The organism is Bordetella tumbae (assembly GCF_054780995.1).
In genome coordinates this window covers 235,592-262,380 of the sequence record NZ_BAAGVG010000003.1, presented here as the reverse complement: position 1 = coordinate 262,380, position 26,789 = coordinate 235,592, and the positions used below count along the sequence as shown (strand labels likewise).

The following is a 26,789-nucleotide window of genomic DNA, read 5'->3' as shown; positions in this document are numbered from 1 at the left end:
TTCCGCCATCTGATGCTGGATGCGGCTGAACGAGGGCTGCGCACGGGCTATCCGCGCGGCAACAGACAAAGGCGCCTGAGTCATGAATTCGGGGGGTGCTACGTAGGGAATACGGCAATGAGCCGACGTATGTAAATTAATTTACATTGTAATTGTATTCAAGAAAATTAATTTTCATACCGCGGGATTACCCCAGGTATGGCCGCATCAGGAACTCGAACCACTCCAGGAACACGGCCAGCCGCCGGGAGCGCTGGCGGCGATGGGGATAGAGCAACGCCACGGGCATGGCCGCGGCGCGATAGTCGGGCAGGATCTCGCACAACGCCCCCGTATCCAACAAGTGCTGCACGTCAAAACGAGGGATTTGTATCAATCCCATCCCTGCCAGGCAGCAGGCGATGTAGCTCTCCGCATTGTTTACGATCACCCTGCTCGGCAATGCCAGCGCATGCTCCGCCCCGTCCGGCCCGATATACTCCCATGGCATTTCCCGCCCCGTCGTCGCAGACGCATAGCCAACCGCCCAATGACCAGCGGCGAGATCCTCAGGGTGCGAGGGCTCGCCCTGCTCTCGCAAATACGCGGGGCTGGCGCAATTGATCAATGCGATATGCCCCAAGGGCCGCACCACGAGGCTGCTGTCATGCAGCGTGCCGATACGTACGGCGCAATCCACCCCTTCTTGAATCAAGTCAATTGCACGATCGGATGATCCCAACGCTAATTGCAAGCGAGGATGGCGGCGCAACAAAGCGGGGAGCGCCGGCGCGATCAGGCGCCTGGCGATGCGGCTCGGCACGTCGATATTCAGACGGCCCGACACCTGCCGTTCACTGAGCTCGAACAACTGATCGATGCTTTCGATTTCGGTCAGCAAGGGACGCACACGTTCGAGCAGCTGTTCGCCATCGGCCGTCAGCCGCACATGCCGCGTCGTCCGGTGCAGCAGGCGAGCCCCCATCCGGGTCTCCAGCTGTTGAACGGCCGCAGAGACGGAGGCTCTCGGTAAATCAAGTGCGTGGGCCGCCTTGATAAAGCTGCCCATTTCCGCGACCCGGACGAACACGCGATATTGATCGAATTTATCCACGCAGCTCGCCCATGCGCATTAAGAAATCAAGGGAATCAATCAGCCGGCGAAACCGCCCGCATCGAGAAAGGCCTGCTCCTGCGCCGTCGTACTGCGTCCAAGCAGCGGATTGCGATGCGGAAAACGGCCAAAGCGCTCAATGATATCGGCATGCCCCAAGGCATGCGTCAACCATGGCTGCCCCAGCCGCTGATTCAGTTCAACCCCACGGCGCTGATCCTCGATACGCTCGGAATGCGAAAACGGCAGGTAGAAGAATACCCGCAACGGTTTTTCAACCTGTTGATCCAGTCCATTATCGACGGCTTGCCGCGCCACCTCTCTGGCTCGCACGTCGGTCTCGTACATTCGCGCCGTCCCCCTGAAGACATTGCGCGGGAACTGGTCCAGCAAAATCAGCAGCGCCAGTGCGCCCTCTGCCGACTGTGCCCAGCCATCGAATTCGCCACGTGCGGCCGCTTCATGCAAAGACAGAAAACGCCCGCCGAACGCGAGATCAAACGCGTCTGATTTGCTGAACCAGCGGTCAGCGCCAGCGTCGCGCCAAAAGCGCACTACCGCCAGGGCCTCATCGGGCGGCTCGTGCGCATCGATCCGATCTGTATTTAACGTCGTAACCACCACCACACCCCCCAGGCCGCCGCGACGGGAATACCAAAGAGCACCACGTGGATAGGCAGCTCTTCGGCCAAGGTATATCCATGTGACAAGCCTGTGCGCAGATTCCAGGCCGACACACCGAACCAGGCCGCGGTAAACACGCCCGCGGCCCAGGTCCGATATGGTACGGGGACCCAACGCAGCAGCGCTGCCGCCACGACCAGCCCCACCACGATAAAAATCACCGTACGCATAGAGTCCTCACTTCGTGGTGTAGCCACCGTTGATCAAAATCGTCTGCCCCGTGATCCACCAGCCGTCACTGACCAAGTGGCGGATAAAGGGTACGACATCCTCAATATCCGTCAAGCCCGTTTTCGACAGCGGCGACAGCGCTGCGGCCGTCTTATGGTAAGCCACGGCATCGGCGCCTTCAGCAGGATAAAAGAATGGCGTGTCCATCGGGCCCGGACCGACGGCGGTGACGGAAATGCCCCGAGCACCGAACTCCTTTGCCGCGGCCCGCGTAAAGTGTTCAACCGGCGCCTTGGTACCGGCATACGCGGCATAAAACGGCGTGAACGCGCCCAAGAGCGACGTCACCAGGGTCACGACTTTGCCATTGTCGTTGACGTGTTTCCCCGCTTCTTTCAAAAAGAAAAAGGCGGACTTGGCATTCACCGCCGTCATGTCGTCGTATTCGGCCTCGGTGATCTCTGTGAAGGGCTTTTTCAGAACCTTGCCCACTGTATTGATCGCGATATCGGGCTTGCCTACCGCAGCAATCGCATCGGCAAAAAGCTTCTCGACAGCACCGGCCGTTGTCAAATCGGCCTGGATCGCAACGGCCTTGGCCCCCGCAGCCTGAATAGCGGCCACCGTGGCGTCGGCATCGGCTTTGCTCGCGGCGCTGTTGTAGTGAATGGCCACGGCCTTGGCGCCCTGTTCGGCCAGATCCCGTGCGATCAAGCCGCCGAGGTTCTTTGCGCCGCCCGCGATCAACGCGACTTTACCCTTGATGGAATGGTCTGCCATGGAAAACTCCTGCTCGGATGGAAAGGAGTTTCAGCATATACACGAAGGCAATGTCGATAAATCCGCTGCGGCTGGATGGATTATCCAGAAAAACCGCCCAATTCAACATACTTGGACAACTAATCAAACCCCAACACACTTTGAGAAATAGTGGAGGAACATTGCGATAGCCTACCCAGAATCCCCACTGCTCTACGGCACGGCACGCGCTTGTCTATTCAACTCCGGCAACCTGCTTACGGTCCGCGAAAGCGATCGAGCAATAAAGGCTGCTGACGATACGAAAAACCCTGCCGAGGCAGGGTTTTTATTGCCACCAATAACGTGGTTTACACGCCGGAGACATCCAGCTTGGCCAGGGTCTTGCCTTTGATCTCTTCGGCAGTCACGCCGGGAGCCAGCTCCAGCAGTTTCAAACCGTTGTCCGTGACTTCCATCACACCCAGATCGGTGATGATCAGGTTGACCACGCCGAGGCCGGTCAAGGGCAAATTGCACTCAGGCAACAGTTTGATGTCCTCGGTGCCGTCTTTTTTCTTGGCCACGTGTTCCATCAGGACCACGACCTTGCCGACGCCGGCAACCAAGTCCATGGCGCCGCCCATGCCCTTGACCATTTTGCCGGGGATCATCCAGTTGGCCAGATCGCCCTTTTCCGAGACCTGCATCGCGCCCAGAATCGCGAGGTTGATCTTGCCGCCACGGATCATCGCAAAAGAATCGGCCGACGAAAAAATCGACGAGCCAGGCAAGGTCGTGACCGTTTGCTTGCCAGCGTTGATCAGATCGGGATCGACCTGATCGTCAGTCGGAAATGGGCCGATGCCCAACAAACCGTTCTCGGATTGCAGCCACACCTCGATGCCCGCAGGCACGTGGTTGGCAACCAGGGTGGGCAAACCAATGCCCAGGTTCACATAAAAGCCGTCTTGCAGCTCGCGCGCGGCGCGCGCCGCCATTTCATCGCGGGACCATGCCATGTTGTTTCTCCTTAGGCCGGGCGAGTGGTGCGTTGTTCGATGCGTTTTTCCGGATTCGCATTCAGCACGATGCGATGCACGTAAATGCCCGGAAGATGGATCTGATCAGGGTCGAGCGATCCTGTGTCGACGACTTTCTCGACTTCGACCACGGTGATCTTGCCTGCCATCGCCACGTTGGGATTGAAATTACGTGCGGTCTTGCGGAAAACCAGGTTGCCGCTGCGGTCGGCGATATGCGCCTTGACCAGCGACACATCGGGCACCAAGGAACGTTCCATGACATATTGCTGCCCGTCAAACTCGCGCAACTCTTTGCCGTCGGCCACAATCGTGCCCACGCCCGTGCGAGTGAAAAACGCCGGAATGCCGGCACCACCGGCACGCAGTTTTTCTGCCAGCGTGCCCTGCGGCGTGAACTCCAGCTCGAGTTCGCCTGCCAGATACTGGCGTTCGAATTCCTTGTTTTCGCCCACATACGAGGCGATCATCTTGCGCACCTGGCGGGTATTGAGCAATTGGCCCAAGCCAAATCCGTCCACCCCAGCATTGTTGCTGATGCAGGTCAGGTCTTTCACACCTGAATCGCGCAGTGCAGCGATCAGCGCCTCGGGAATGCCGCACAGGCCGAAACCGCCCACGGCAATCATCTGGCCGTCTTTGACGACACCTGCCAGCGCCTCGGCGGCGCTTGCATACACTTTGTCCATCTCTCCAACTCCTAATGACATTCCAAATTGGACAGGCGCGGCTGCGAGGGGTGGCGCGCCCGATCGAACTATTGACTGCTTTTGATGTTTGCGTCGATTGTAGCGGCTTGGCGGACCCGGGACGCTAGCCCTGCCCGGCAGGAACGCATACGGCGGCTAATGCCCTCAACACGGCATCCGGCAGCGGCGCGGAGCAATTCGCGCCATAATCGAGCCAGACCATCACCGTACGGCCCTGCGCATAGGCCCCGGTGTCGTCGCCGACCTTGCCCAATATCAAATCTGTTTCCAGGCTGGAGCGGCCGATTCGGGTGACCTTGTGCGTGATACGCACATCGCAGGGGTACGTAAAAGGTCGGACAAAATCACAGGATGCATGAGCCAGGATAAAGCCCTGAGCAGATGGCAGCGCCATGCCGCTGCCATAGAGCATACGCATACGCGCCTCTTCCATCATGCGAAAGTAGACGGTGTTGTTCATATGATTGAGCGTGTCGGCATCGCCCCAACGCATGGGTAAATCGACATGATGGCAATCGCCCACCTGGAGGGCGCGCGAAGCGGAAAGCTCCTGACTCACGGAGAACTCCTAGAAATTTTTTGCACCGCAGCATTGCAATACAATCGATGATAATACTTCCTTGCAACATCAGAAGGCACCATTAGAGGGGATTGGAGTAATGTCCGAACGCGAGTCGATGGAATATGACGTGGTCGTTGTGGGTGGCGGGCCGGCCGGCCTGGCTGCTGCGCTGCGTCTAAAGCAGCTGGCCAGCCAGAAAAATCACGAGTTGAGCGTGTGCGTCTTGGAGAAAGGGGCCGAGCTCGGTGCTCACATCCTCTCTGGCGCGGTCATGGACCCGCAGGCCTTGACTGAGTTGATCCCTGACTGGAAAGACAAAGGCGCACCGCTGAATGTGCCTGTCACCGAGGATCGATTCCTGTTCCTGAGCCAGACGGGCGCGCGCAGCACGCCCAATTGGCTCTTGCCGGCCTGTTTTCAGAATCACGGCAATTACATCGTCCGCCTGGGCGACGTCGTGAAATGGATGGGCGAGCAGGCCGAGGCAGCCGGCGTCGATATCTTCCCCGGCTTTGCCGCTGTTGAAATCCTGTACGACGAAAATGGCGCGGTACGTGGCGTGGCTACGGGCGACATGGGCGTGGCACGCGACGGTTCGCATACCGAACACTACCAGCCCGGCATGGAACTCCTGGCGCGCTACACCATCTTTGCCGAGGGCGCGCGAGGCCAGTTGGGCCGCCAACTGATCGAACGCTACAAACTCGACGAAGGCCGCGACCCGCAGGCCTACGGGATCGGCCTGAAGGAAATGTGGGAAATCGACCCCGCACAGTCGCGCCCCGGCCTGGTGGTACACACCGCGGGTTGGCCGCTGGATGCCGACACCTATGGCGGCTCGTTCCTGTACCACCTGGATAACAACCTGGTCGCAGTCGGGATGGTCGTGGGTCTGGACTACGCCAACCCCTGGCTGTCGCCTTTTGATGAGTTCCAACGCTACAAAACGCATCCCACCATTCGCCCGACCTTCGAGGGCGGCAAACGCATCGCATACGGCGCCCGTGCAATCACGGCGGGCGGTCTGCTGTCGTTGCCCAAACTCACGTTCCCGGGCGGCGTACTGGTCGGTTGCGAGGCAGGATTCCTGAACGCATCGCGCATCAAGGGCAGCCACGCCGCGATCAAGACCGGCATGCTGGCAGCCGACGCCACGTTTGACGCTGTCGTCGCCGACCGCAAACAAGACGAGCTCCCAGCCTACCCGGCTGCCTTCGAATCGTCGTGGCTGCACACCGAGTTGAACAAGGCACGCAATTTCAAGCAGTGGTTCAAAAAAGGCCGCACGATCGCCACCATCATGACGGGCATCGAGCAGTTCGTCCTCAAGGGCAACATCCCCTGGACCATCCACCGCACCAAGCCCGACCATGCCTGCCTGCAACCCGCCTCGGAATGCGCGCGCATCGACTATCCGAAGCCGGACGGCAAGCTGACGTTCGACAAGCTCAGCTCGGTCTTCATCTCGAACACCAACCACGATGAAAACGAGCCCGTCCATCTGACGCTGAAAGACCCGAACGTGCCGGTGTCGGTCAACCTGGCCAAATACGGAGGCCCGGAGTCGCGCTACTGTCCGGCCGGGGTGTACGAATTCGTCAAAGACGACCATGGTGCCGACCGTCTGCAGATCAATGCGCAAAACTGCGTGCATTGCAAGACCTGCGATATCAAAGACCCGACGCAGAACATCGTCTGGGTGGCACCTCAAGGCGGCGAAGGCCCCGTCTATAGCGGGATGTAATCCATGACCGAGCGCGTGCTGCTGGCAGGCTGCGGAGATCTGGGCTTGCGCGTGGCACAACGCTTGTTGGCGCGCGGCGCGCAAGTCTGGGCGCTGCGCCGCCATCCGCCGCGCGATGACGGGCGCGAGCCCGCCATACGCTGGCTGCAAGGTGATTTGACGCGTCCCGAAACGCTCGACGCCTTACCGGCAGGCATCACGCATGTCGCCTATCTGCCAGCACCGGATTCACGCGATCCCGCGATCTATCGCGCGGTATTTCAAGAGGGGTTGCCTGCACTGTTGGCCGCGCTGGATCACACGGCCCTGCAACGGGTCTTGTTCGTATCATCGACCGCCGTGTATGGAGAACATCATGGCGATTGGATCGACGAAACGACACCTACTGATCCAGCGGGCTTTAATGGCCGCATTTTGCTCGACACGGAACACTGGCTGGCCGCGCAGCCAGTCTCCTCGATCAGCCTGCGTTTGGCTGGGCTGTATGGCCCTGGCCGCCTGCAGTTGATCGAACGGCTCCGCGCAGGATCCGCGCGCGCCCCCAGGCATCCACCGCATTGGGCCAATCGCATTCATATCGACGACGCGGCGGCAGCGGTGGTGCATCTGCTGGCATTGCCACATCCAGACGCGCTATATCTGGGCGGCGACGATACGCCTTTGCCACTGCACACGCTTTACGAACATCTGGCAGCGTTGATCCACGCACAGCCCCCTGGCGAAGGCCCCGCGCCCGCCAAGGTAGGCAGTAAAAAACTCAGCAATGCACGGCTGCGAGCCAGCGGCTGGACACCACAGTGGCCTGACTCGCGCACTGGCTACGCTGCACTATTGCGCTGAATCTGCCGGCCTGTCGCCTCATCTCTCACGCCTCAAGCTGAAAACGTTGGCTACGCATGAACGTGCTGAACACCTCGGCCGACGGTACCCGTTCCCTTTCCGGCTGCAGCAACCCCAGCGGCTCCAACGCGGTCTGACCGTCCATCCGCAAGGCCTTCATTTGCCCGGATTGCAGCAATGGTGACACCAGGGTGTAAGGCAAAATCGCCAGCAGATCATGTTGCAACAACAACCACCACATCATCGTGGGCGTGCGCGTCACGAGCGGGTGTATCTGGAAATCACCGCCGTTTGATGCGGCGAACTCATCCAGATGCACACGCGCGGCCGAGCCGGCGGGCAGCGCCAACCATACCGCTTGCTGCAAGGCAGTCCGCGACGGCGTCTTGTCCGTAGCGGCGAGGTTCGCCAACGGATGCTGAGTGCGGCACACAATCACGAAATGATCTGCCAGCAAGGCATGAAACTCCCAGCCCCCCGGAATGACTGGCGGCCGCCGGCAAACTATCACATCCACCTCGGCGCGCGCAATCGCATTGAGCTGCTCATCACGCTCACCCTCCTGCAGATGGACTTGGATCCCCGGCCATTGGCGATTGAATTCACCCATCGCTTTCATCAACAACCCATTGATCGCGGCCAACGATGCCAACAGTCTCACCCGGCCATCACCATGTCGATGGCGCGCCGCGATAGCCTCGGCACTTTCGGTCACGCCGAGCAACACCTGCTTGGCTAGCGGCAGCAGATCGCGGCAAGCATCGGTGGGTTGCACACCCCGGGCATGACGATGAAATAGCGGCGTCTCCAACAGATCCTCGAGATGCGCCAGCGTCTGCGTAACCGACGACTGAGTCACCCCGATCGCCTCTGCCGCACGGCCGAGGCTGCCCAGCTCTGCCAGCCGGATCAGGATCTGGATGTGGCGAAATTTTCCCCGCGCCAGCAACCGGTTGAGCAGGATCGAGGCAGAGCTGGCTGGTGAATTAGCCATACTAATATCTCCGGCCAAATTTTAATTATCGTTTATAGCCTGGCAAAGGCAAGATAGCCTCGGAATCGAACAACACAACAGACCGCCCGCCGATGCGGCAAGCGGTACACATAAAACCGAGACGGAGACACTCAATGCACTCGCGCATCCGCCGCGCAGCCTGCCTGCTGGCCACCAGCCTGCTGTGGACACACATGGCCACGGCCCAAACCAGCAACTGGCCCAGCCAAAGCATCCGCATCATCGTCCCGTCGCCTCCGGGCGGTGCTTACGACGCCACAATGCGCCCGGTAGCACGGTCCTTATCGCAGACACTGCAGCAAGCTGTCGTGATCGAAAACAAGGCCAGTGGCGGCAACATCATCGGCACACAGGCTGGCGCGCGCGCCGTGCCGGACGGCTATACCTTGACCATGACAGGCATGGTCAACACGATTTCGGCAGGCATCTACGACAACCTGACGTTTGATATCAACCAGGATTTCGCTCACATTGGCGCGATTGGCGCAGGCCCGCAATGGCTTGTCGTTCGCCCCGACGCGGGTATCGACAGTTTGCAAGACCTGATCGAACAAGCCCGCAAAGCACCTGGCAAAATCAATTACGCCAGCTCCGGGATAGGCAGCACCGCGCATCTGCTCATGGAATTGCTGCAACGAACGGCCAACATTTCACTCACTCATGTTCCATACAAAGGCGGCGCACCAGCCTTGCAGGATGTGCTCGGCGGCGTCGTTCCGACGATTGTGGTCCCGCCCAATACGGCGATCCCTTTTGTGAAACAGGGCACGCTCAAAGTCCTGGCGATTTCGTCGGCTGAGCGCGATCCGGCGCTGCCCGATGTCCCGACGTTCAAAGAGCTGAACTATCCTCAACTGACCGCCAGCGCATGGGTCGGACTATCCGCTCCCAAAGGCACGCCCGCCGAAATCGTCAACAAAGTCAACGCAGCCATCGCAACAGCCATGCAAGACCCCGATTTGAAATCGCAGCTGCTGGCCCTGGGTATGGTCCCCATGACGATGAGCCCCGCGCAATACACCGAACTGGTACGCAGCGACACCGAACGCTGGGGACAACTGACCAAAAGCCTGAACATCAAAGCCAACTAGGCCACTACGCTTTTCAAACTCAACCCTTAACATTCACGAGCCACTCATGCCCTTTGTTGTTTCCCATGGCCGCCAGATTTACTACGAGCGTCACGGCAGCGGTCCCGCCGTGATGTTTTGCCACGGTGCCGGCTCGAACGCCGCCACATGGTGGCAACAGTTGCCGGCATTCTCGACGGATTTCACTTGCCTCACGCTCGATCAGCGATGCTTTGGCCGCTCCGTCGCGCCGCTGGAGGAATTCCAGTTCAATCTGTTTGTCGACGATGTGCTGACTATCCTGGATGCGGAAAACATTGAGCGCGTCAGTCTCGTCGGCCAATCGCTGGGCGGCATGGTGGGCCTGCGCCTGGCGCTGGACCATACAGAACGCATCTCGGCTTTTGTCGCCTGCGATACGACCTTGGCCATTGACCATCCCGTGTTGTTGGACCTATTGGCCAAACGCGTCACCACTACACAGGCGCTGACTGTCGAGCAGCGTTCGTTAGGTGCCTGGTTTCTGGCCCATCATCCGGACAGGGCCGCCCTGTACGCGCAGATCAATCACTTCAATCCCAGTGCGCACACCTACTCTCGAGAGGCCTGGGGCGCAGCAATGATGAATCTGATGAAACCCGAGCATCTGCTCGCCATGGACCGCCTGCGAGAGGTCACCTGCCCCACCCTGCTGGTGGTCGGCAGTGTCGATCCCTTGGTGCCTGTTGCCGTGATGCAAGAGGTCCAGCAACAGATCCACGGCAGTGAATTATTTGTGGTGGATGCGGCCGGGCATTCGGCGTATTTTGAAAAGCCCGCCGAGTTCAATGAACGCGTCTTGCGTTTTCTGCGCCGCGTGCATGATCGATCGCGTTAACCCGCGCTCAGCCTCGTGATATGTGCGTGGCATTTTCTACGCCACGCACATATCGATGACGTCAACCGAAATACGCCCGCACGGCGTCGACGACTTTGCGGATGTCGTCTTGCGACACATCCAAGTGCGTCACCATACGCGTCGGGCCGCGATAGATCGCACGGATGATGATGTCCTGCGCCTGCAAGGCTTGGGATAGCTTTTCGGTATGCTCAGGCGCGAATTCGGCAAACACCATGTTGGTGTTCTGTGCCAGCACCTTGACACCCTCAATGCCGCGCAGCCCCTCTGCCAGCAATGCCGCATTCTCGTGGTCTTGCGCCAGACGCTCGACGTGATGATCCAGCGCATGCAAACACGCAGCCGCCAGAAAACCTGACTGCCGCATCCCGCCGCCCAGCACTTTGCGCCAACGACGTGCCTCGTCAATCAGGGCTTTGCTGCCCACCAGCACAGATCCCACGGGCGCGCCCAGTCCTTTAGAAAAGCAGATCGAGACGCTATCGAAAGGCGCACACACCTCATGTGCCGTACGGCCCGACGCGACTGCCGCGTTGAACACACGAGCGCCATCCAGGTGCAAGCCCAGCCCATGCTCGCGCGCAAACTGGGCGGCCTGATCGATGTAGGCTGCGGGAATCACTTTGCCTTGAAAGGTATTTTCCAGCGCCAACAAACGTGTACGCGCGTAGTGCGGGTCGCCTTTGGGCTTGACGGCTGCTGCCAATTTTTCCAACGGCAGGCTGCCATCGTCGGCGTGCTCGACCGGCTGCGGCTGGACACTGCCCAGCACCGCCGCCCCACCGCCCTCATATTTATAGGTGTGCGCCAACTGGCCCACCAGATACTCATCGCCTCGACCGCAATGCGCCATCAGGGCCGCCAGATTGCTTTGCGTGCCAGATGGGAAAAACAATCCCGCTTCTTTACCTACGCGCTCGGCCAGCGTTTGCTGCAGCCGTTGAACGGTAGGATCCGCTCCCATCACATCATCGCCTACAGGTGCATTAGCCATCGCCTGCAGCATGGCTGCAGTTGGCCGGGTGACGGTATCGCTACGCAGATCAATCATCAAAAGCTCCCGATATACCCCAGCATTATCTACGCCGGAAAAAAAGAGGCACGGCCATCAGGCCACCGATTGTTTACTTGGCATTACGACGAGGCGCTCGGCTCACGACTACCAAGCCGACCATAACCAGCGCCATTCCCATGATTTCCACAGCCGCCGGCTGCTCGCCCAGCAGCAACCAGGCCAGCAATGTCGCCATGATGGGCACGCCCAAACTGGACAGCCCCGCGATCGATGCAGGCACACGGCGCACCACCGACAACCACAGTAGCCATCCCGCTGCCGTGGCAATCAGGCCGGAATAAAGCAGCCCCACAGTGACCTCCCATCCCCACACCACCGGGGCATGGGGCACCCAGATCGCGGCAGGTACCGTCAACAATCCGCCCAGCAACATCTGCCAGGTCGTAAAGGTCATCAAATCGGGCGCGTGCAGATCGAACATACGCTTGGACAACACCGTCCCCAAGCCCCAGCTCAGGCCTCCTGCGAGCGCGAGCACGGCCGAGGCCCAATCCCCGCCCCCACTCCACGGCTGCAGAAAACAGACCAATCCCGCCGCGGCAAAACCAATGGCAATGCCATGACGCGCCGTCGGCCGTTCCCGCAAAATGAGCCAGGCAAAGGGGATGACCCAGAACGGCATCGTGTACGCCAATACCGAGACCTTGCCTACGCCGCCGCTGAGCAAGGCTAATTGAACCAGTGTCTGAAACCCTGCCGTTTGCGTCAAACCGGTGAGCAAGGTCAATTTCCATGGCGTCATCGCCAACGGCCGCCGCAATACGATCAGCAACGCGAACAACACCACCGCGCCGATCAAATACCGTGCGGCCACGACCTGAAACGGCCCCATGTATACGACCAGCAGCTTCATCGATATCCAACTTCCCGCCCACACCACAATCGTGGTGAACATTAAAACCAGGCCGGTCCTATCGAAATTGCTGCTACTCACTGGAAAACTCGTCAAAGAAAAGAAAAAGCGCTCGATCCGATATCAATCGGATCGAGCGCACTCGATGATACTCCTGTCGAACGGCGCGCCGGATGCGGCGCTGGCGTCACGGTCACACGGATTTCGACAACTGATCCAGAATGGCGGGGTTCTCCAGTGTGGAAACGTCCTGCGTGATTTCCTCGCCCTTGGCCACGACACGCAACAAACGGCGCATGATTTTGCCCGAGCGGGTCTTGGGCAGGTTGTCGCCGAAACGGATGTCTTTCGGTTTGGCAATGGGGCCGATTTCCTTGCCGACCCAGTCACGCAACTGCTTGGCAATCGCTTGTGCCTGATCGCCCTCGGGACGTGCTCCCTTGAGCACCACAAAGGCGACGACGGCTTCGCCGGTCGTGTCGTCGGGACGGCCCACGACAGCGGCCTCGGCCACCAACTCATGTGAGACCAGGGCGGACTCGACTTCCATCGTTCCCAGGCGATGGCCGGACACGTTCAGTACGTCATCGATACGGCCCATGATCCAGAAATAACCATCGGCATCGCGCTGCGCGCCGTCACCGGCCAGATAGCAGCCGTTGAGTTCCGGCGGAAAATAGCTTTTCTTGAAACGCTCGGGGTCGCCCCAGATCGTGCGGATCATCGAGGGCCACGGGCGTTTGATCGCCAGGAACCCGCCATTGCCGGGCTGGACATCGTTGCCGGTCTCGTCCACGACGGCGGCAGCAATCCCCGGCAACGGCAAGGTGCACGACCCCGGCTTGGTAGGCGTGGCGCCCGGCAAGGGATTGATCATGTGGCCGCCAGTCTCGGTCTGCCACCAGGTATCCACGATGGGGCAACGTTCCTGACCCACGTTCTTGTGATACCAGATCCAGGCCTCGGGATTGATCGGCTCGCCGACTGTCCCGATGATGCGCAGGCTATTCAAATCGTAGTTGCCCGGATGCGTGGACGGCGTGGCCTCGGAGGCCTTGATCAGCGAACGGATGGCCGTCGGCGCCGTGTAGAACGTCGTGACCTTGTGACGCGCAATCATGTCCCAGAAACGGCCTGCATCCGGGTAGGTGGGCACGCCCTCGAAGACGATTTGTGTCAGGCCTGCGGCCAATGGTCCATAGGTAATGTAGGTGTGGCCCGTGACCCAGCCCACATCGGCCGTGCACCAATAGACGTCGTCTTTACGCGCGTCGAAGGTCCATTTCACGGTCAGCAAGGCCCACAACAGATAACCGGCCGACGAGTGCTGCACGCCCTTGGGTTTGCCGGTAGAACCGGAGGTATACAGGATGAAGAGCGGATGCTCGGCGTTGACCGGCACGGGCTCGCAGGTATCGGCCTGACCGGATTCGACATCATGCATCCACAGGTCGCGCCCTTCGGTCCAGGGGATGTTGCCGCCGGTGCGCCGATAGACGACGATCTTGGTCACGGCATCGCAGCCGCCCATCGCAATGGCGTCGTCGACGGCGGGCTTGAGGGGGATGGTCTTGCCGCCGCGCACTTGCTCGTCGGCGGTGATCACGACCGATGCGCCCACATCGCCGATGCGTTCTTGCAGGCTCTTTGCGGAGAAACCGCCGAACACAACGGAATGGGTGACGCCCAGGCGTGCGCAGGCCTGCATGGCGACGACGGCCTCGATCGACATGGGCATGTAGATGATGGCACGGTCACCGGTTTTGTAGCCCAGGGATTTCAGGCCATTGGCAAAGCGGCTGACGCGCGCCAGCAGTTCGCGATAGGTGACTTTGGTGACCTTGCCGTCGTCGGCCTCGAAAATGATGGCGGTTTTGTCGGCGTTGCCATTGGTCAGATGCACGTCGAGGCAGTTGGCGGACACGTTGAGTTCGCCGTCGCCGAACCAGCGGTAAAACGGTGCGTTGGATTCGTCCAGGACCTCGGTAAAGGGTTTGGTCCAGGTCAGATGTTCGCGCGCATGGCGGGTCCAGAAGCCGTCGAAATCCTGTTCGACTTCCTGGCACAGGGCACGATAGGCATCGAGGCTGTCGATGCTGGCGCCTTTTGTTGCCCGCTCAGGCGGTGGGAATACGCGGGTTTCAACCAGGACGGACTCGATAGTGTTGGACATGGTTCTGTCTCCGAATGCGTGGTGTTTTAGGTATGCAATGCTGGCTATACCTAACCGTATCGCCGTGCTCTTACGGGCACCTTACGATGGTGCTGATCGCTTGGGGCTTTCGAGCCTGCGCGATGCGGGGGGCACGGCTGTTGGTGTAAGGATAACAGTCTGGGGAGGGCTGTTTTATGGCGGTGCAGCATGGGGGAGGATGCGGAGGGTGGGGTTGGCATTCCATTACTGCGGGCTGTAGAGTTCTTTTGGCGCCAGAGGCTGCCGGGCAATAGCCCCATCGGCCCTATCGCGGCGACTCGGCCCGTCAGCAGGGGCCTCGGCCTCGCTGCGCGAGGCTGAATCGCCGCTCTACGGGCCGGTGGGGCTATTGCCCGGCAGCCTCTGGCTCGCGATTTCTGCTGTTCGCGGATGCTTTGCGGGAGCGTCATCGACCGATCCTTTGGCCGGCGATGCTCATCTCTTGACGCGGTGGCATCAGGTTCGCAAAACAGGGTTGTAGACGCGGTGCGGAATTAATTTAGGTGACGGGAAGGCACACTGATCGTGCGGGGGCGCGATCTACGCGGGTTCTTGGGCTCGGCGTGCCAGGCCGCGGCGTACGTCGACGCGGGTCAGCAGCAACAGGCCGCCGACAAAGAAGATGCCCGTGATCAGGATGGCCAGGCGATGATTGCCCATCGTCAACCAAGTGACCAGGCCATATGTCAGCGGTCCGACGACGGCGGCCAGTTGTACGGCGAATGTCCAGAGGGCGAAAAATTCGGCCAGGCGTTTGCCGGGCGCCAGGGCGCCCACCATGGCTCGGCCGGCGCTCTGGCTTGTGCCCATGCATAGGCCGGCCAGGATGGCGGCGACCCAGAATACGGCCACGGTCACTGCAGCATAGGCAACCAATACCATGATGATCCAGCCAACGAGAGTGATGGCCAATGCTCGTTTGTGGCCAATACGGTCCTGGACGTAGCCAAAGCTGAATGCGCCGACGGCAGCGCCGATGTTGACGGTGAACACCAGCAGCATGATCTGCGGCATGGTAAAGCCCATGACCTGATCGGCATAGACGGCAGCCAGGGTGACGACGACGGCGATGCCGGCCTGATAGCAGGCACCGCACATCAGCAATCGACGAAATTCAGGATAGTGGGTGCCGGTATCGCGCCACACGGCGGCCAGTTGGCTCAGCATCCCGGACGCATTGAGCGCCATGCCCTGCGGCCTGGCTCGCTCACGCAATAGGAAAAACGAGGGCAAGGCTGCCAGGGCAAAGACGGCAGCAGTGATGACGATGACCCACGGCACGTACTCGGGCGCGGTCAATCCGCGCGATTCGCCTACGGTGACCGCAGCCAGGGACAAGCCCAGCGTGAGCATGCCGCCGCAATAGCCAAAGCTCCAGCCCCATCCCGATACGCGGCCGAGCGCATCGGGTCGCGCCAGCTCGGGCAAGAAGGCCGCCACGACGGATTCGCCGATGCAATAGCAGTAGTTGGACACGGCCAGCGCTGCGAGCGCCAGCCACACATCGCCCGGCCCGGCCTGGGTCAGCACCAGTGTGGCGACAACGCAGCCGATGGTGCTGGTATAGAGCAATCGCCGCTTGGCGGCCCGTGCATCGGCACGGGCCCCCAGCCGCGGCATGGTCAACATGATCAACAGATACGACAGCGACAACGCTGCCGTCCAGGCCAGCGTGGCCCAATGGGCACGCTGGCCCACCACGCTGACGAAATACGTGCTGAACACCGTGGTCAATATCACGGTGGTATAGCCCGAATTGGCGAAGTCATACATCGCCCAGGCCCAGACCTCTCGACGAGCCACGCCGGGATTCAATGCGCTCGAGACGTTGCCCGGCGTGCTCTCAGTTGGGCCAGCCTGTGGCGGTAAAGGCTGTGTCACAGACCTAGCGCGGCGATACCTGCGCGAGCGATTTCGACGTCCTCGGAGGATTTCACCCCGGACACGCCCACCGCACCCACGACTTCGCCGTCGACGATCACGGGCACACCGCCCTCCAACAGGCCTTCGAGTTGCGGAACCGACAGAAAGGCATAGCGGCCATTGTTGATGATGTCCTCGTAGCCGGCGGACTCGCGGCGGCCCAACGCAGCGGTTTTGCCCTTGGCCGGCGAAATGTAGCTGGAAATCGGCGCGGCCCCATCCAGACGCAGCAGACCCAATGTATGCCCCCCGTCATCCACCACGGAGATGGTCACCGCCCAGCCGTTCTTGACGGCATGCGCTTCGGCAGCCGCCAGGATTTTCTTGACGTCTTCGGCGGTCAATACGGGTTTGCTTTTCATTGCAACGAATCCTTTATTTGTTCAAGAGAGGTAGGGTCTTCGATCGTGGTGAGATCGCCCGGGTCCCGGCCCTCGCATACCGCGACGATCGCACGGCGCAGGACTTTGCCTGAGCGCGTTTTCGGCAAGGCGGACACGAACCGGATACGGGCCGGACGCGCCACCGCGCCCAGCTGATCTTCCACTACACGCATGATATCGCCTTCCAGCGCGCGTGCATCGTCAGGCCGTTCGGCTGCCGCGGGATTTTTCAATACGGCGAAGGCCATCGCCACCTGGCCTTTCAAGGAATCTGCTACGCCGACAACTGCGCATTCGGCAATTCCCGCGTGACTGTTGACGGACTCTTCGATTTCGCGTGTGCCCAGACGATGGCCCGCCACGTTGATCACGTCATCGGTACGGCCCAGAATGAACCAATAACCCTCATCATCGACCCGCCCCCAATCGAAGGTCGAATACAACTGCCGGCCGGGAATCGATGTGAAGTAGGTCTGTACGAACCGTTCATCATCGCCCCAGATCGTCGACATCGCGCCGGGCGGCAGGGGCGCTGCAATCGCAACCACGCCTTTTTCGCCCGGGCCGAGATCCTCGCCGGTATGCTCGCTGACAATGCGGGCATCAAAGCCATACACGGGAAACGATGGGCTGCCGAAACGCGTCGGCACCCGTTCAACGCCGGGCTGCGCCGACAGAATGGGCCACCCCGATTCCGTTTGCCAATAATTGTCGATGATAGGCTTGCCTAGCCCCTGCGAAATCCATTGTGCCGTGGGCTCATCGAGCGGCTCGCCGGCCAGATAGACCGCACGCAGTGACGACAGATCGTGCCGCGAGAGCAGCTCGGGCGCCTGGCGCTTGAGCACGCGCACGGCAGTGGGAGCCGAAAACAAGGTATTGACGCCAAAGCGCTCGACCAGCTTCCACAATATCGCGCCATCGGGGCGTACCGGCGTGCCTTCGTACAGGACCGTCGCCTGCCCGCCGATCAATGGCCCGTACACAATATAGGAATGCCCGACGACCCAGCCTATGTCACTGGTGCAAAAGTAGGTGTCGCCCGGCTTGCCATCGAACAGATATTCCATGGATGACGCCAGCGCCACGGCATAGCCGCCCACATCGCGTTGCACGCCTTTGGGCTTGCCGGTCGTGCCGGAGGTGTACAGGATATAGCTGGGCTCGGAAGACTCCAGCCATTGCACCGGCACCTGGGTGCCGTCATGACGCTGGCGCAGCTCGGCATAATCCAGATCGCGGCCCGGCTGACGATCGCACGGCGCCAGGCCGCGATCCAGCACGATCACTGCGCCCGGCGGATGCTGGCAAAGGCTGAGTGCCTTGTCGAGCAAAGGCTTGTACGGCACGACCTTGCCTGCGCGCGAGCCTGCATCGGCCGAGACAATGACTTTCGGCGTCGCATCATCGATGCGCTGCGCCAGATTCACCGAGGCAAACCCGCCGAACACCACCGAATGCACCGCGCCCAGACGTGCACAGGCGAGCATCGTAAATACGGCCTCGGGCACCATCGGCATATAAAGCAGCACGCGGTCACCGCGGCCCACGCCCTGCTCGCGCAGCATGGCGGCCACGGCATTGACCTCGTCATACAGTTGCCCGCGCGTGTACGTGATTTCTTTATCGACCTCGGTGGACACCCAGATCAGTGCGGGCTGGTCCGCCTGTTGCGGCACCCAGCGGTCAACCGCGTTATAGCAAAGATTGGTCTGCCCGCCGACAAACCAGCGGGCAAAAGGCGGACGGGAAAAATCCAGCACTTGTTCGAAGGGCGTTTCCCAATGGATACGCTCGGCCTCGGCACGCCAGAAGGCATCGCGGTCGTCAATCGAACGGCGGTGAAAATCGCGGGTTCTTTGCATACCTGTCTCCGGTGATATGCGGACGCTGTGGTCTCGTTTGCGCTATTGTCGCGGGCAAAGCTTGCATCAGACTTGCCGCTGAACCTGGGGTATTCCCGTAGTTATCGAGCTGTTTTTGCGCAGATGTAGCGCAAATAAAAAATAAATAGGCTATTTGGTGTAAGCATTTACCCAATTTGCAACCAAGCATTTGCTAGAATCGCGGCATCCCACATTTTTACGGCGTCCCTCTGCGGGGCAGCCTACACCGGCACTCATGACGCGCGCGCCACACACGCAAAGCGACCGCTTTACTTATCGTATTCCGGGTTTACTGATTGCCGCCCTCTGCGTGGTGCTGGCGGGCTGCGCAAGCACCAATCGCCATAGTGCCGACGCTGGCATCCTGGACGAACAGGATATCGAACTCGCGTCATTGTCCAGCGACCCCATCGGGGCACTGGCCACTACCACCACCACTCGCCGTACGATCAGCGCCGAACGGCGGCAGGCCATTGCCAATCCATTGATCGACACAGCGCTCGATCAACTCGGCATACGCTATCGCTATGGTGGGTCGTCGCCTGACACGGGCTTTGATTGCAGTGGCCTGGTGGCCTACAGTGCCGAACAAGGTCTGGGACTGAAACTGCCTCGCAACGCATCGGCTATCGCATTGGTAGGCACGTCGATCGACAAGCCCGAGTTGCGCCCTGGTGATCTGGTGTTTTTCAATACCCTGGGGCGGCGCTATTCGCACGTCGGGATCTATCTGGGCGAGGATCGTTTTGTGCATTCGCCCAGCGCGGGCGGCGTGGTGCGCATCGAAAAAATCACCATGAAGTACTGGGCCAAACGCTATAACGGCGCCCGACGCCTGGATGGCAATCTGGTGGCTTCGGCCAGCAATACGCGGCGTTAAACGAAAACAGGCCCGATCAGCAACAGCTGGCGTCGGGCCCGAGTCGGCGCGCCATCAATGGAGACCGCACAGGCCGCACTGCTGCAGGGCCTGCTGCATGCTGCATACCGAACGGCGGCATGCCACCACCCGGATACCACCGCGCTGGGCCGCGTTCCGGAAGGTTTTCATTACGTTGTGGCCTAAAAAATCTGTCAGCAAAATGACCAGCTGAGTGCCCGAAGGCAGTTGCAGGGTTTTTTTCTGATGAGACGGATCGCGCCCACTGATGTGATGCGTGATCGATATGTTGTGCCCTTTCAGCAGGTCTGGAATATTGCCCAGCCTGTCGGCGCCTACTACCACTGCGCTAAGCGCTGATGTCATGATGTGTACTCCAGATCGTTGAGGAAGTGGAGTTAATGATAATGATTCCTATTTTTTAGTCAACACAAATGAGATCGGTTCTTATTTAATATATTTATCGGCTTTTGATCCGGCATAGCAAGGCTCTCAAATGCGATAGGAAATCACATAATTCGGTAATAAGCTAAGCCGGAAATGACAGGAAATGCGATAAAAAAACCCGGCATGAAGCCGGGCCGATATATCTGCAACGCAAGGAGATCCACGACTATTCGCGACTGCCCTGCACTGCGTCGGTAACGACCTGACGAGTCAATGCAGGCGCCATCATTTCCAGGAAGGTGTAGACGTAGTCACGCAGGAATACGCCTGCTTTGACGCCCACGCGCGTGGTGTGTGTGCCAAACAGGTGCCCCACCGGCAGACCAACCAGATTGCCGTCGCGGCGCGGATCGTAGGCCACACCGGCAATAATGCCTATGCCCAGGCCGACGTCGACGTAGGTCTTGATCACATCGGCATCAATGGCCTCGAGCACGATATCGGGATGGATGCTTTGGCTGGCGAACACCTCGTCGATCGTGCTGCGGCCGGTAAAGGCGCGGTCGTAGGTCACGATGGGATATTCGGCCAATTGCGCCAAGCTCAGGTTCTTTGCGGCGCTGGAGGTCAGTTCGGCCAGAGGATGATCTGGACGGACCACGACGGTGTGTTCCCAGGCGTAGACGGGCAAGGTCGCCAGGCCTGGTGTCAGCGCCAGTGATTCGGTCGCCAGCGCCAGGTCGGCCTGCTCGTGCAACACCATTTCGGCCAATTGGGCGGGGCTGCCTTCGGCCAATGACAAGTGCACTTTGGGGAATTGTTTGCGAAAGTCGGGGATCACGCGCGGCAATAGATAGCGTGCCTGGGTATGGGTGCATGCAATGACCAGGCCGCCCTCGTCGCGGCGGGCAAATTCGTCGCTGACTTTTTTCAGGTTGTCGACTTCGCGCATGATGCGATCGATGACTTGGGAGACTGCCAGGCCCGGCTTGGTCAGGCCTTTGATGCGCTTGCCGTGGCGTTCGAAGATCTTGATGCCTAGCTCGTCTTCGAACTCGATGATGGCCTTTGATACACCCGGTTGGGAGGTGTATAGCATCCGGGCGGCTTCGGTCAGGTTGAAGTCGCGGCGGATGGTCTCGCGGACGAAACGGAATTGTTGCAGGTTCATAATGGCCCCGGATAGATTGGGGCATTATAGGTTATATAGAAGGTTGTTTATATTACTTATATTTATAAACTTAGAGGGGGCTGTGTCCCTGAATTGGTGCAGGGGGTTTGGCTGTCATCAGGGGGCATACGACGGGGTTCTTAAGACGTTTGCCGCAGCCGGGCAGGAGGGGACGGGCGGGCCTGGTCCGCTGACTCGTCCCCTGAACGGGGACTCGGCCTACGTCCGCGAAGGATCGGCGGGCCGGGGGCCAAACTCGCTTCGCTCAAACATGGCCCCCGGACTTCCCCCGCCGATCCTTCACGGACTCGGCAGCTTCCAACAGGCCCACCCGCCCCCTCCTGCCCGGCTGCGGCAAACTCGCGTTAGAGGGCTCGCGGAGAGGCCTGCGGGCTCGTGTTGGCAATGGGAGGGCCGGTGGCTAATAGTGGCTCAGCGCATTGAGATGGTGGTGTTTACTGTTCTTCCGTGTGCTGACCAACGGGCTGTGACTGTTTTGGTTTGGGTCCAGAACTGTACTGCCTGCTTTCCGTTCGGGCCCAGGTCGCCTAGTTTTGAGCCGCGAGAGCCTGTGAAACTGAACCATGCCACGGGCACGGGAATGGGGATGTTGATCCCGACTTGGCCTACGTCGATATTGTTTTGGAAGTAACGGGCGGCGCCGCCGTCTTGGGTGAATAGCGCTACACCGTTGCCGTTGGGGTTGCGGTTGATGAACGCTACGGCGTCCTCTAGGGTTTCGACACCGACCACGCACAGCACGGGGCCAAAGATTTCCTCGGTGTAGATGGTCATGTTTTCGGTCACGCCGTCGAACACGGTCGGGCCGACAAAGTTGCCTTGTTCAAAGCCGGAAACTTTCAGGTTACGGCCATCGAGCAGCAGCTTGGCGCCTTCGTCGACGCCTTTTTGGATCAGGCTCTCGACACGCTTTTTGGCATTGGGCGACACCAGTGGGCCCAGATCCGCCTCGCGGTCGGTGCCGGCATTGACTTTCAGACGCTTGGCACGCTCGACGAAGTCAGGCAGCCAATTGCGGGCCTCGCCCACCAGCACGGCGACCGATGCGGCCATGCAGCGCTGACCGGCTGCACCGAACGCGGCGCCGATCAGTTGATTGAGCGCGACTTCGGGATCGGCGTCCGGCAAGATCACGCAGTGATTCTTGGCGCCCATCATGGCCTGGCAACGCTTGCCGGCATTGGAGGCGCGTTGATAAATCTCGGAACCTACGCGGGTCGAACCGATGAACGATACGGCCTTGATGTCGGGGTGTTCGCACAGGCCGTTGGCAATCTCGGGGCCGCCGTGGACCACGTTCAGTACGCCGGGCGGCAAGCCTGCCTCCAGGGCCAATTGGGCGAGGAACAACGATGACGTGGGGTCTTGTTCCGAGGGTTTGAGCACAAAGGTATTGCCGCACGCTATCGCAATCGGGAACATGAAGCATGGCAACATCACGGGGAAGTTGAACGCGGTTATGCCCGCGCACACGCCCAGGGGTTGAATCAAGGTATAGACGTCGATGCCGCCCGCGGCATTCTCGGCGTATTCGCCCAGTTGCAGGTTGGCGATCGAGCATGCGTGCTCTACGACCTCCAGGCCGCGCCCTACTTCGCCCTCGGCGTCAGGCAAGGTCTTGCCGTGTTCGCGCGTGATCATTTCGGCGAGTTTGCCTGTGTTTTCGCGCAGCAGTTGTTGCAGCTTCAGCATGACGCGCATGCGCGCGCCCTGCCCGGCATTACGCCAGGTCTGAAAGGCCTCTTTGGCATTGGCTACCGCCAGATCCAATTCTTCCCGGGTCGCAAAGGGGACACGGGCGACGACCTGCTGCGTGGCGGGGTCGATGACATCGCGCCATTCTGTCGTCTTGGACTGCACGAGCTTGCCGCCGATCAGTAGCGGGACGTTGGGAACTTCACTCATGATGACTCCTTATTCCGAAAAAAACCGCTGCGCTGTTGCGCAGCCCGTGATTTAAAAAGGCTCCACGCCCGCCGCTACGTTGGAATACTGCCTCTGCAATGGCATTTTTCCTGCATGGCGGGCCTGGGATAAAAATGAAATCTACTTCTTGAGCAGCGGGCAGCTGGAGTCCGCCAACGGCTGAAAGGCTTCGTCGGCCGGGATCGTGGCGATCAATTTGGAATAGTCCCAACCGCCTTTGGATTCGTCCGGTTTTTTGACTTCATACAAATACATGTCATGAATCACGCGGCCGTCGGGCCGGATGCTGGCATTGCGCATGATCGGATCTTTGATAGGCAGCTCACGCATTTTGTCGGCCACCGCACGGCCTTCGGTACTGCCTGTAGCGGCGACTGCGCGCAGATAATGCAAGACGCTGGAGTACACGCCGGCCTGCGTCATCGTCGGTTTTAGGCCGCGAAACGCTTTTTCGAATCGAGCTGACCATTCGCGTGTCGTGTCGTCGTAGTCCCAATAAAAGCCGTCGACGTAGGACAGGCCTTGTGCGTTATCCAACCCCAAGGCACGCAGGTCCGACAGGAATATCAACAACGACACCAGCCGTTGGCCACCCGCGACGATGCCGAATTCACGAGCCTGTTTGACGGCATTGACGGTGTCCTGGCCGCCATTGGCCAAGGCCACGACTTGGGCTTTGGAGCTCTGCGCCTGCAATAGATAGGAGGCGAAATCGGGGGCGTTCAAAGGATGACGGACCGAGCCTGCCACGGTGCCGCCCAGGGCTTTCACGGCCTTGGCGGTGTCGGCCTCGAGCGAATGGCCGAAGGCATAGTCCACGGTGATGAAATACCAGGACTTGCCGCCCGCTCGTACCGTGGCTTTGGCGCCGCCGGCCGATTGCGAATAGGTGTCGAACATCCAGTGGAAACCGACCGGCGAGCATTCTTTATTGGTCAACGCCGTCGTGGCCGGCCCGGAGAACATTACGACCTTGTCTTTTTCTCGGGCAATGCCCTGTACGGCCAGGGCCACGGCGGAATTGGTCAGGTCGGCGATCGCGGTGACGCCTTCGCGGTCGAACCATTCACGGGCACGAGCGGCGCCGACGTCGGCCTTGTTCTGATTATCGGCCGACACCAGTTCGATCTTCATGCCTTTGCATTCGGCAGCCAGGCAGTCGTCGATCGCCATCTGAGCCGCGGCTACCGAGCCTGCGCCACCCATCGCGGCATAGGTGCCCGACATATCTGTCAGCACTCCGATTTTGACGGGCGGCTTGTCCGCAGCCCAGGCTGGGGCGGTCAAGATAGCGCCCAGGCACAAACTTGCGGCCACGCCGCGCGCATGCAGTGTCATGATGATTGTCTCCGGTGATTATTTATCTTGTTCGCGGTCCGCTGCACCGTTCGGACCTGCCGGTCTAGTGTAGATGTGTAAAAATCATCCAGCAACAGCACAAATTGCACATTCATTGTGCATAAATACACAAGGAAGCCACGATGCTGGATTGGGACAGTCTGCGCTATTTCCTGGAGGTCGCCCGCACGCAGCGCGTCAGCGCGGCCGCACGCAAACTGGGCGTGGAGCACACAACGGTGTCACGGCGCATTCGAGCGCTGGAGGCGGAGCTCGATTCACTGCTGTTCGAAAAATCGCGCAATACCGGATTTCTGTTGACCGAAGACGGTCATCGGCTGTTCGTCTACGCCGAGCAAATGGAAAGCGCAGTGCACACGGCGCGAGAAAATCTGTCTGGAATCGGACAAGCCCTGTCGGGCCATTTGCGCATCGGAGCGACTGAGGGATTCGGCAGTTATGTATTGACCCCACTGGCGGCGGACTTTCAGCGGCGCTATCCTCATATCACGCTGGATATCCTACCAGTGCCGCGTTTTGTCAGCCTGTCGAAACGTGAGGCGGATCTGGCCATCACCATTGAACGGCCTCAACGCGGGCCTTATGTGTGCACCAAACTGTGTGATTACACCTTGCGGTTATATGGCACGCCCGGCTATCTGGCGGATCATGCGCCCATCACGCGCCGCACGGATCTGACCGAGCATACGTTCATCGGCTATGTGGATGAATTGCTGTTCAGCGAGCGCCTGCGCTATCTGGAAGACCTGCTGCCCGAAAGCCGGGTCGTCTTGCGCAGCACGAGCGTGATTGCCCAATATCACGCCGCGCTGCAAGGACGATCGCTGGCCATTTTGCCGTGTTTTATCGCCGCCCAGGATCCGCGGCTGGTGCCTGTGCTGGAAAATGAAATCACCATCACGCGCAGCTTTTGGATGTACTGCCATGAAGACCTGCACAAGCTCAAACGGATGGCGATTCTGTGGGACTTCATGCGCAAATCCGTGATGCGCAATGCGAAGCTATTAGCGGGCAAACAAGGCGTCATGCGTTATCTGCCCTGAGGGTTGGCAGCCTCACGCGCCTTTTGGCGCCTTGACCCGTAAGCGCCGCATCAGCAGGTAGATCGCCAGCCCGGCGACGACGGCGTGAATCACCCACACCCCGACACCGAATGGCAATTTGCCGCTGCTGATCCAGGCTCGCGACAGGTTGATCAGGTTCATGTAGAGCAAACCGACCAGGCCCGCGATCAACAGATCGCCCGAACGGCCCAGACGCGGATTGACCGCGCCCAGCGGAATTGCCAACAGCGCCAGATTCAAGGCGGCGATGGGCAGAGAAACCCGCCACATGATCTGTGACCAGGAACTATCCGTATCATCGGCCACCAACTGCAATGTCGGGCGTGCCTTGCTCGAGCGCTCGGCGGCAGCTCGCGCCTCGGCAATAGGATCGCCGGACTTGCTCTCTAAGCGAAAGCCGTATCCCTCAAAGTCCACCAAGCGAATTTCGGGCGTGCCCGGCTTCAAGTCATAACGATGGCCTTTGCCCAAGACCAGAAAGCGATCGCCGTTCGGCTCGGTCTCGATATGTGCGCTGCTGGCGGTCATGACGCTGTGCCATTCAGGGCCGGTTTCGCGGGCGAAGACGCTACCCAGCTCATCACCGGCGTGAGCGGGCTCTTCGGCGAAAAAGACCCGCTCGCCGCCATTGGATTCGACAAACTGGCCAGCGGCGACTTTAGACAGATCCGATCGCTGCTCGAAGCGCTCACGATATTCTGCAATCTGGCGATACGCCCACGGCGACGCCCCTAAAGTCAGCACGGCGACAAGGACCGACACCGGTATCGCCACGCGCAAGACCGGGCGCAACCAATCCGCCAGCGACAGTCCGCTGGCAAACCACACGACCATTTCGGATTCGCGATAATTGCGGGTCACCGTCGTCAACACCGCGATGAACAGGGATACCGCCAACACGGTAGGCAGCGCGGTGATGGTGGAAAACGCAGCCAGCCCCAGCACGACATCCGCGCCGATAGTTCCGCCCGCGGCTTCGCCCAGCAGGCGTACCAAGAGGACGCTAAGCCACACCACGACCAACGTGGAAAACACGACCCCAGCATGGCTGGTGATCTCAGCAACGACAGACCGTTTGAATAGAGACATGTGAGAATAT

Annotated in this window: 25 protein-coding genes; 6 read left to right on the top strand and 19 right to left on the bottom strand. The window is 60.0% G+C overall.

Going from position 1 to position 26,789, the window contains the following annotated elements:
- Positions 1–187 precede the first annotated feature (187 nt).
- The 7 genes from ACYVI2_RS02755 to ACYVI2_RS02725 all read right to left on the bottom strand — a co-directional run bounded on the left by ACYVI2_RS02755 (position 188) and on the right by ACYVI2_RS02725 (position 4,998).
- Positions 188–1,093, bottom strand: coding sequence for a LysR family transcriptional regulator (locus tag ACYVI2_RS02755; RefSeq protein WP_415819115.1), 906 nt, complete (start codon positions 1,091–1,093; stop codon positions 188–190).
- 39 nt (positions 1,094–1,132) lie between these two features.
- The gene (locus tag ACYVI2_RS02750) at positions 1,133–1,714 is read right to left on the bottom strand and encodes a DUF924 family protein (RefSeq protein ID WP_415819116.1); all 582 of its coding nucleotides are present in this window, start codon (positions 1,712–1,714) and stop codon (positions 1,133–1,135) included.
- Positions 1,699–1,947: a hypothetical protein gene (locus ACYVI2_RS02745; RefSeq protein WP_415819117.1), complete on the bottom strand. Its 249-nt coding sequence runs from the start codon at positions 1,945–1,947 to the stop codon at positions 1,699–1,701. The genes ACYVI2_RS02750 and ACYVI2_RS02745 overlap by 16 nt, the downstream gene beginning before the upstream one ends.
- A 7-nt stretch (positions 1,948–1,954) precedes the next feature.
- The gene (locus ACYVI2_RS02740) at positions 1,955–2,728 is read right to left on the bottom strand and encodes an SDR family oxidoreductase (RefSeq protein ID WP_415808581.1); all 774 of its coding nucleotides are present in this window, start codon (positions 2,726–2,728) and stop codon (positions 1,955–1,957) included.
- Between the two features lie 329 nt (positions 2,729–3,057).
- Complete coding sequence (locus tag ACYVI2_RS02735) at positions 3,058–3,708, bottom strand: CoA transferase subunit B (protein ID WP_415819118.1); 651 nt, start codon at positions 3,706–3,708, stop codon at positions 3,058–3,060.
- Positions 3,709–3,719: 11 nt separating this feature from the next.
- Positions 3,720–4,418 carry a CoA transferase subunit A gene (locus ACYVI2_RS02730; RefSeq protein WP_415819119.1) on the bottom strand — a complete coding sequence of 233 codons (699 nt, stop codon included), beginning with the start codon at positions 4,416–4,418 and terminating at the stop codon, positions 3,720–3,722.
- Positions 4,419–4,542: 124 nt separating this feature from the next.
- A complete protein-coding gene (locus ACYVI2_RS02725; RefSeq protein ID WP_415819120.1) occupies positions 4,543–4,998 on the bottom strand; it encodes an acyl-CoA thioesterase in 456 nt (151 codons plus the stop codon).
- A 100-nt stretch (positions 4,999–5,098) separates the two neighbouring features.
- Here ACYVI2_RS02725 and ACYVI2_RS02720 point away from each other — a divergent pair, with 100 nt between their 5' ends.
- Complete coding sequence (locus ACYVI2_RS02720) at positions 5,099–6,745, top strand: electron transfer flavoprotein-ubiquinone oxidoreductase (protein ID WP_415819121.1); 1,647 nt, start codon at positions 5,099–5,101, stop codon at positions 6,743–6,745.
- A 3-nt stretch (positions 6,746–6,748) separates the two neighbouring features.
- A complete protein-coding gene (locus tag ACYVI2_RS02715) occupies positions 6,749–7,585 on the top strand; it encodes an NAD-dependent epimerase/dehydratase family protein (RefSeq protein WP_415819122.1) in 837 nt (278 codons plus the stop codon).
- A 25-nt stretch (positions 7,586–7,610) separates the two neighbouring features.
- Here the strand turns inward: ACYVI2_RS02715 and ACYVI2_RS02710 are convergent, their stop codons facing one another.
- Positions 7,611–8,579, bottom strand: a complete 969-nt coding sequence (locus ACYVI2_RS02710) for a LysR family transcriptional regulator (RefSeq protein WP_415819123.1) — start codon at positions 8,577–8,579, stop codon at positions 7,611–7,613.
- A gap of 134 nt (positions 8,580–8,713) precedes the next feature.
- Here ACYVI2_RS02710 and ACYVI2_RS02705 point away from each other — a divergent pair, with 134 nt between their 5' ends.
- Positions 8,714–9,691 carry a Bug family tripartite tricarboxylate transporter substrate binding protein gene (locus ACYVI2_RS02705; RefSeq protein WP_415819124.1) on the top strand — a complete coding sequence of 326 codons (978 nt, stop codon included), beginning with the start codon at positions 8,714–8,716 and terminating at the stop codon, positions 9,689–9,691.
- Positions 9,692–9,737: 46 nt separating this feature from the next.
- Positions 9,738–10,547, top strand: coding sequence for an alpha/beta fold hydrolase (locus ACYVI2_RS02700; protein ID WP_415819125.1), 810 nt, complete (start codon positions 9,738–9,740; stop codon positions 10,545–10,547).
- A 61-nt stretch (positions 10,548–10,608) separates the two neighbouring features.
- On the opposite strand, the gene ltaE is transcribed toward ACYVI2_RS02700, so the two are convergent.
- From ltaE to ACYVI2_RS02670, 6 genes are all read right to left on the bottom strand, one after another.
- The gene (gene ltaE / locus ACYVI2_RS02695) at positions 10,609–11,619 is read right to left on the bottom strand and encodes a low-specificity L-threonine aldolase (RefSeq protein ID WP_415819126.1); all 1,011 of its coding nucleotides are present in this window, start codon (positions 11,617–11,619) and stop codon (positions 10,609–10,611) included.
- A gap of 73 nt (positions 11,620–11,692) precedes the next feature.
- A complete protein-coding gene (locus tag ACYVI2_RS02690) occupies positions 11,693–12,577 on the bottom strand; it encodes a DMT family transporter (protein ID WP_415819127.1) in 885 nt (294 codons plus the stop codon).
- 112 nt (positions 12,578–12,689) lie between these two features.
- A complete protein-coding gene (gene acs, locus ACYVI2_RS02685) occupies positions 12,690–14,669 on the bottom strand; it encodes an acetate--CoA ligase (protein WP_415819128.1) in 1,980 nt (659 codons plus the stop codon).
- Between the two features lie 561 nt (positions 14,670–15,230).
- Positions 15,231–16,571, bottom strand: coding sequence for an MFS transporter (locus ACYVI2_RS02680; RefSeq protein WP_460490257.1), 1,341 nt, complete (start codon positions 16,569–16,571; stop codon positions 15,231–15,233).
- Positions 16,568–16,975 (bottom strand): heme-binding protein, encoded by a 408-nt coding sequence (locus ACYVI2_RS02675; protein WP_094820258.1) that lies wholly within the window; start codon positions 16,973–16,975, stop codon positions 16,568–16,570. Before ACYVI2_RS02675 ends, ACYVI2_RS02680 begins: the two co-directional genes overlap by 4 nt.
- Positions 16,972–18,861 carry a propionate--CoA ligase gene (locus ACYVI2_RS02670; RefSeq protein WP_415822579.1) on the bottom strand — a complete coding sequence of 630 codons (1,890 nt, stop codon included), beginning with the start codon at positions 18,859–18,861 and terminating at the stop codon, positions 16,972–16,974. Before ACYVI2_RS02670 ends, ACYVI2_RS02675 begins: the two co-directional genes overlap by 4 nt.
- Before the next feature lie 256 nt (positions 18,862–19,117).
- Here ACYVI2_RS02670 and ACYVI2_RS02665 point away from each other — a divergent pair, with 256 nt between their 5' ends.
- Positions 19,118–19,762, top strand: coding sequence for a C40 family peptidase (locus tag ACYVI2_RS02665; RefSeq protein WP_415822577.1), 645 nt, complete (start codon positions 19,118–19,120; stop codon positions 19,760–19,762).
- 54 nt (positions 19,763–19,816) lie between these two features.
- Here ACYVI2_RS02665 and ACYVI2_RS02660 read toward each other — a convergent pair whose 3' ends face one another.
- From ACYVI2_RS02660 to ACYVI2_RS02645, 4 genes are all read right to left on the bottom strand, one after another.
- Complete coding sequence (locus tag ACYVI2_RS02660; protein WP_415808594.1) at positions 19,817–20,128, bottom strand: DUF2325 domain-containing protein; 312 nt, start codon at positions 20,126–20,128, stop codon at positions 19,817–19,819.
- 247 nt (positions 20,129–20,375) lie between these two features.
- Positions 20,376–21,320, bottom strand: a complete 945-nt coding sequence (locus tag ACYVI2_RS02655; protein WP_415822576.1) for a CysB family HTH-type transcriptional regulator — start codon at positions 21,318–21,320, stop codon at positions 20,376–20,378.
- A 432-nt stretch (positions 21,321–21,752) separates the two neighbouring features.
- On the bottom strand, positions 21,753–23,246 hold the full coding sequence (locus ACYVI2_RS02650; protein ID WP_415821775.1) for a CoA-acylating methylmalonate-semialdehyde dehydrogenase: 1,494 nt from the start codon (positions 23,244–23,246) through the stop codon (positions 21,753–21,755).
- Positions 23,247–23,387: 141 nt separating this feature from the next.
- Positions 23,388–24,605: an ABC transporter substrate-binding protein gene (locus ACYVI2_RS02645; protein WP_415821774.1), complete on the bottom strand. Its 1,218-nt coding sequence runs from the start codon at positions 24,603–24,605 to the stop codon at positions 23,388–23,390.
- Positions 24,606–24,748: 143 nt separating this feature from the next.
- Between ACYVI2_RS02645 and ACYVI2_RS02640 the strand changes: the two genes are divergently transcribed.
- Positions 24,749–25,669, top strand: a complete 921-nt coding sequence (locus tag ACYVI2_RS02640) for a LysR family transcriptional regulator (RefSeq protein ID WP_415821773.1) — start codon at positions 24,749–24,751, stop codon at positions 25,667–25,669.
- Between the two features lie 12 nt (positions 25,670–25,681).
- On the opposite strand, the gene lptF is transcribed toward ACYVI2_RS02640, so the two are convergent.
- Positions 25,682–26,779: an LPS export ABC transporter permease LptF gene (gene lptF / locus ACYVI2_RS02635; RefSeq protein ID WP_415821772.1), complete on the bottom strand. Its 1,098-nt coding sequence runs from the start codon at positions 26,777–26,779 to the stop codon at positions 25,682–25,684.
- Positions 26,780–26,789 lie beyond the last annotated feature (10 nt).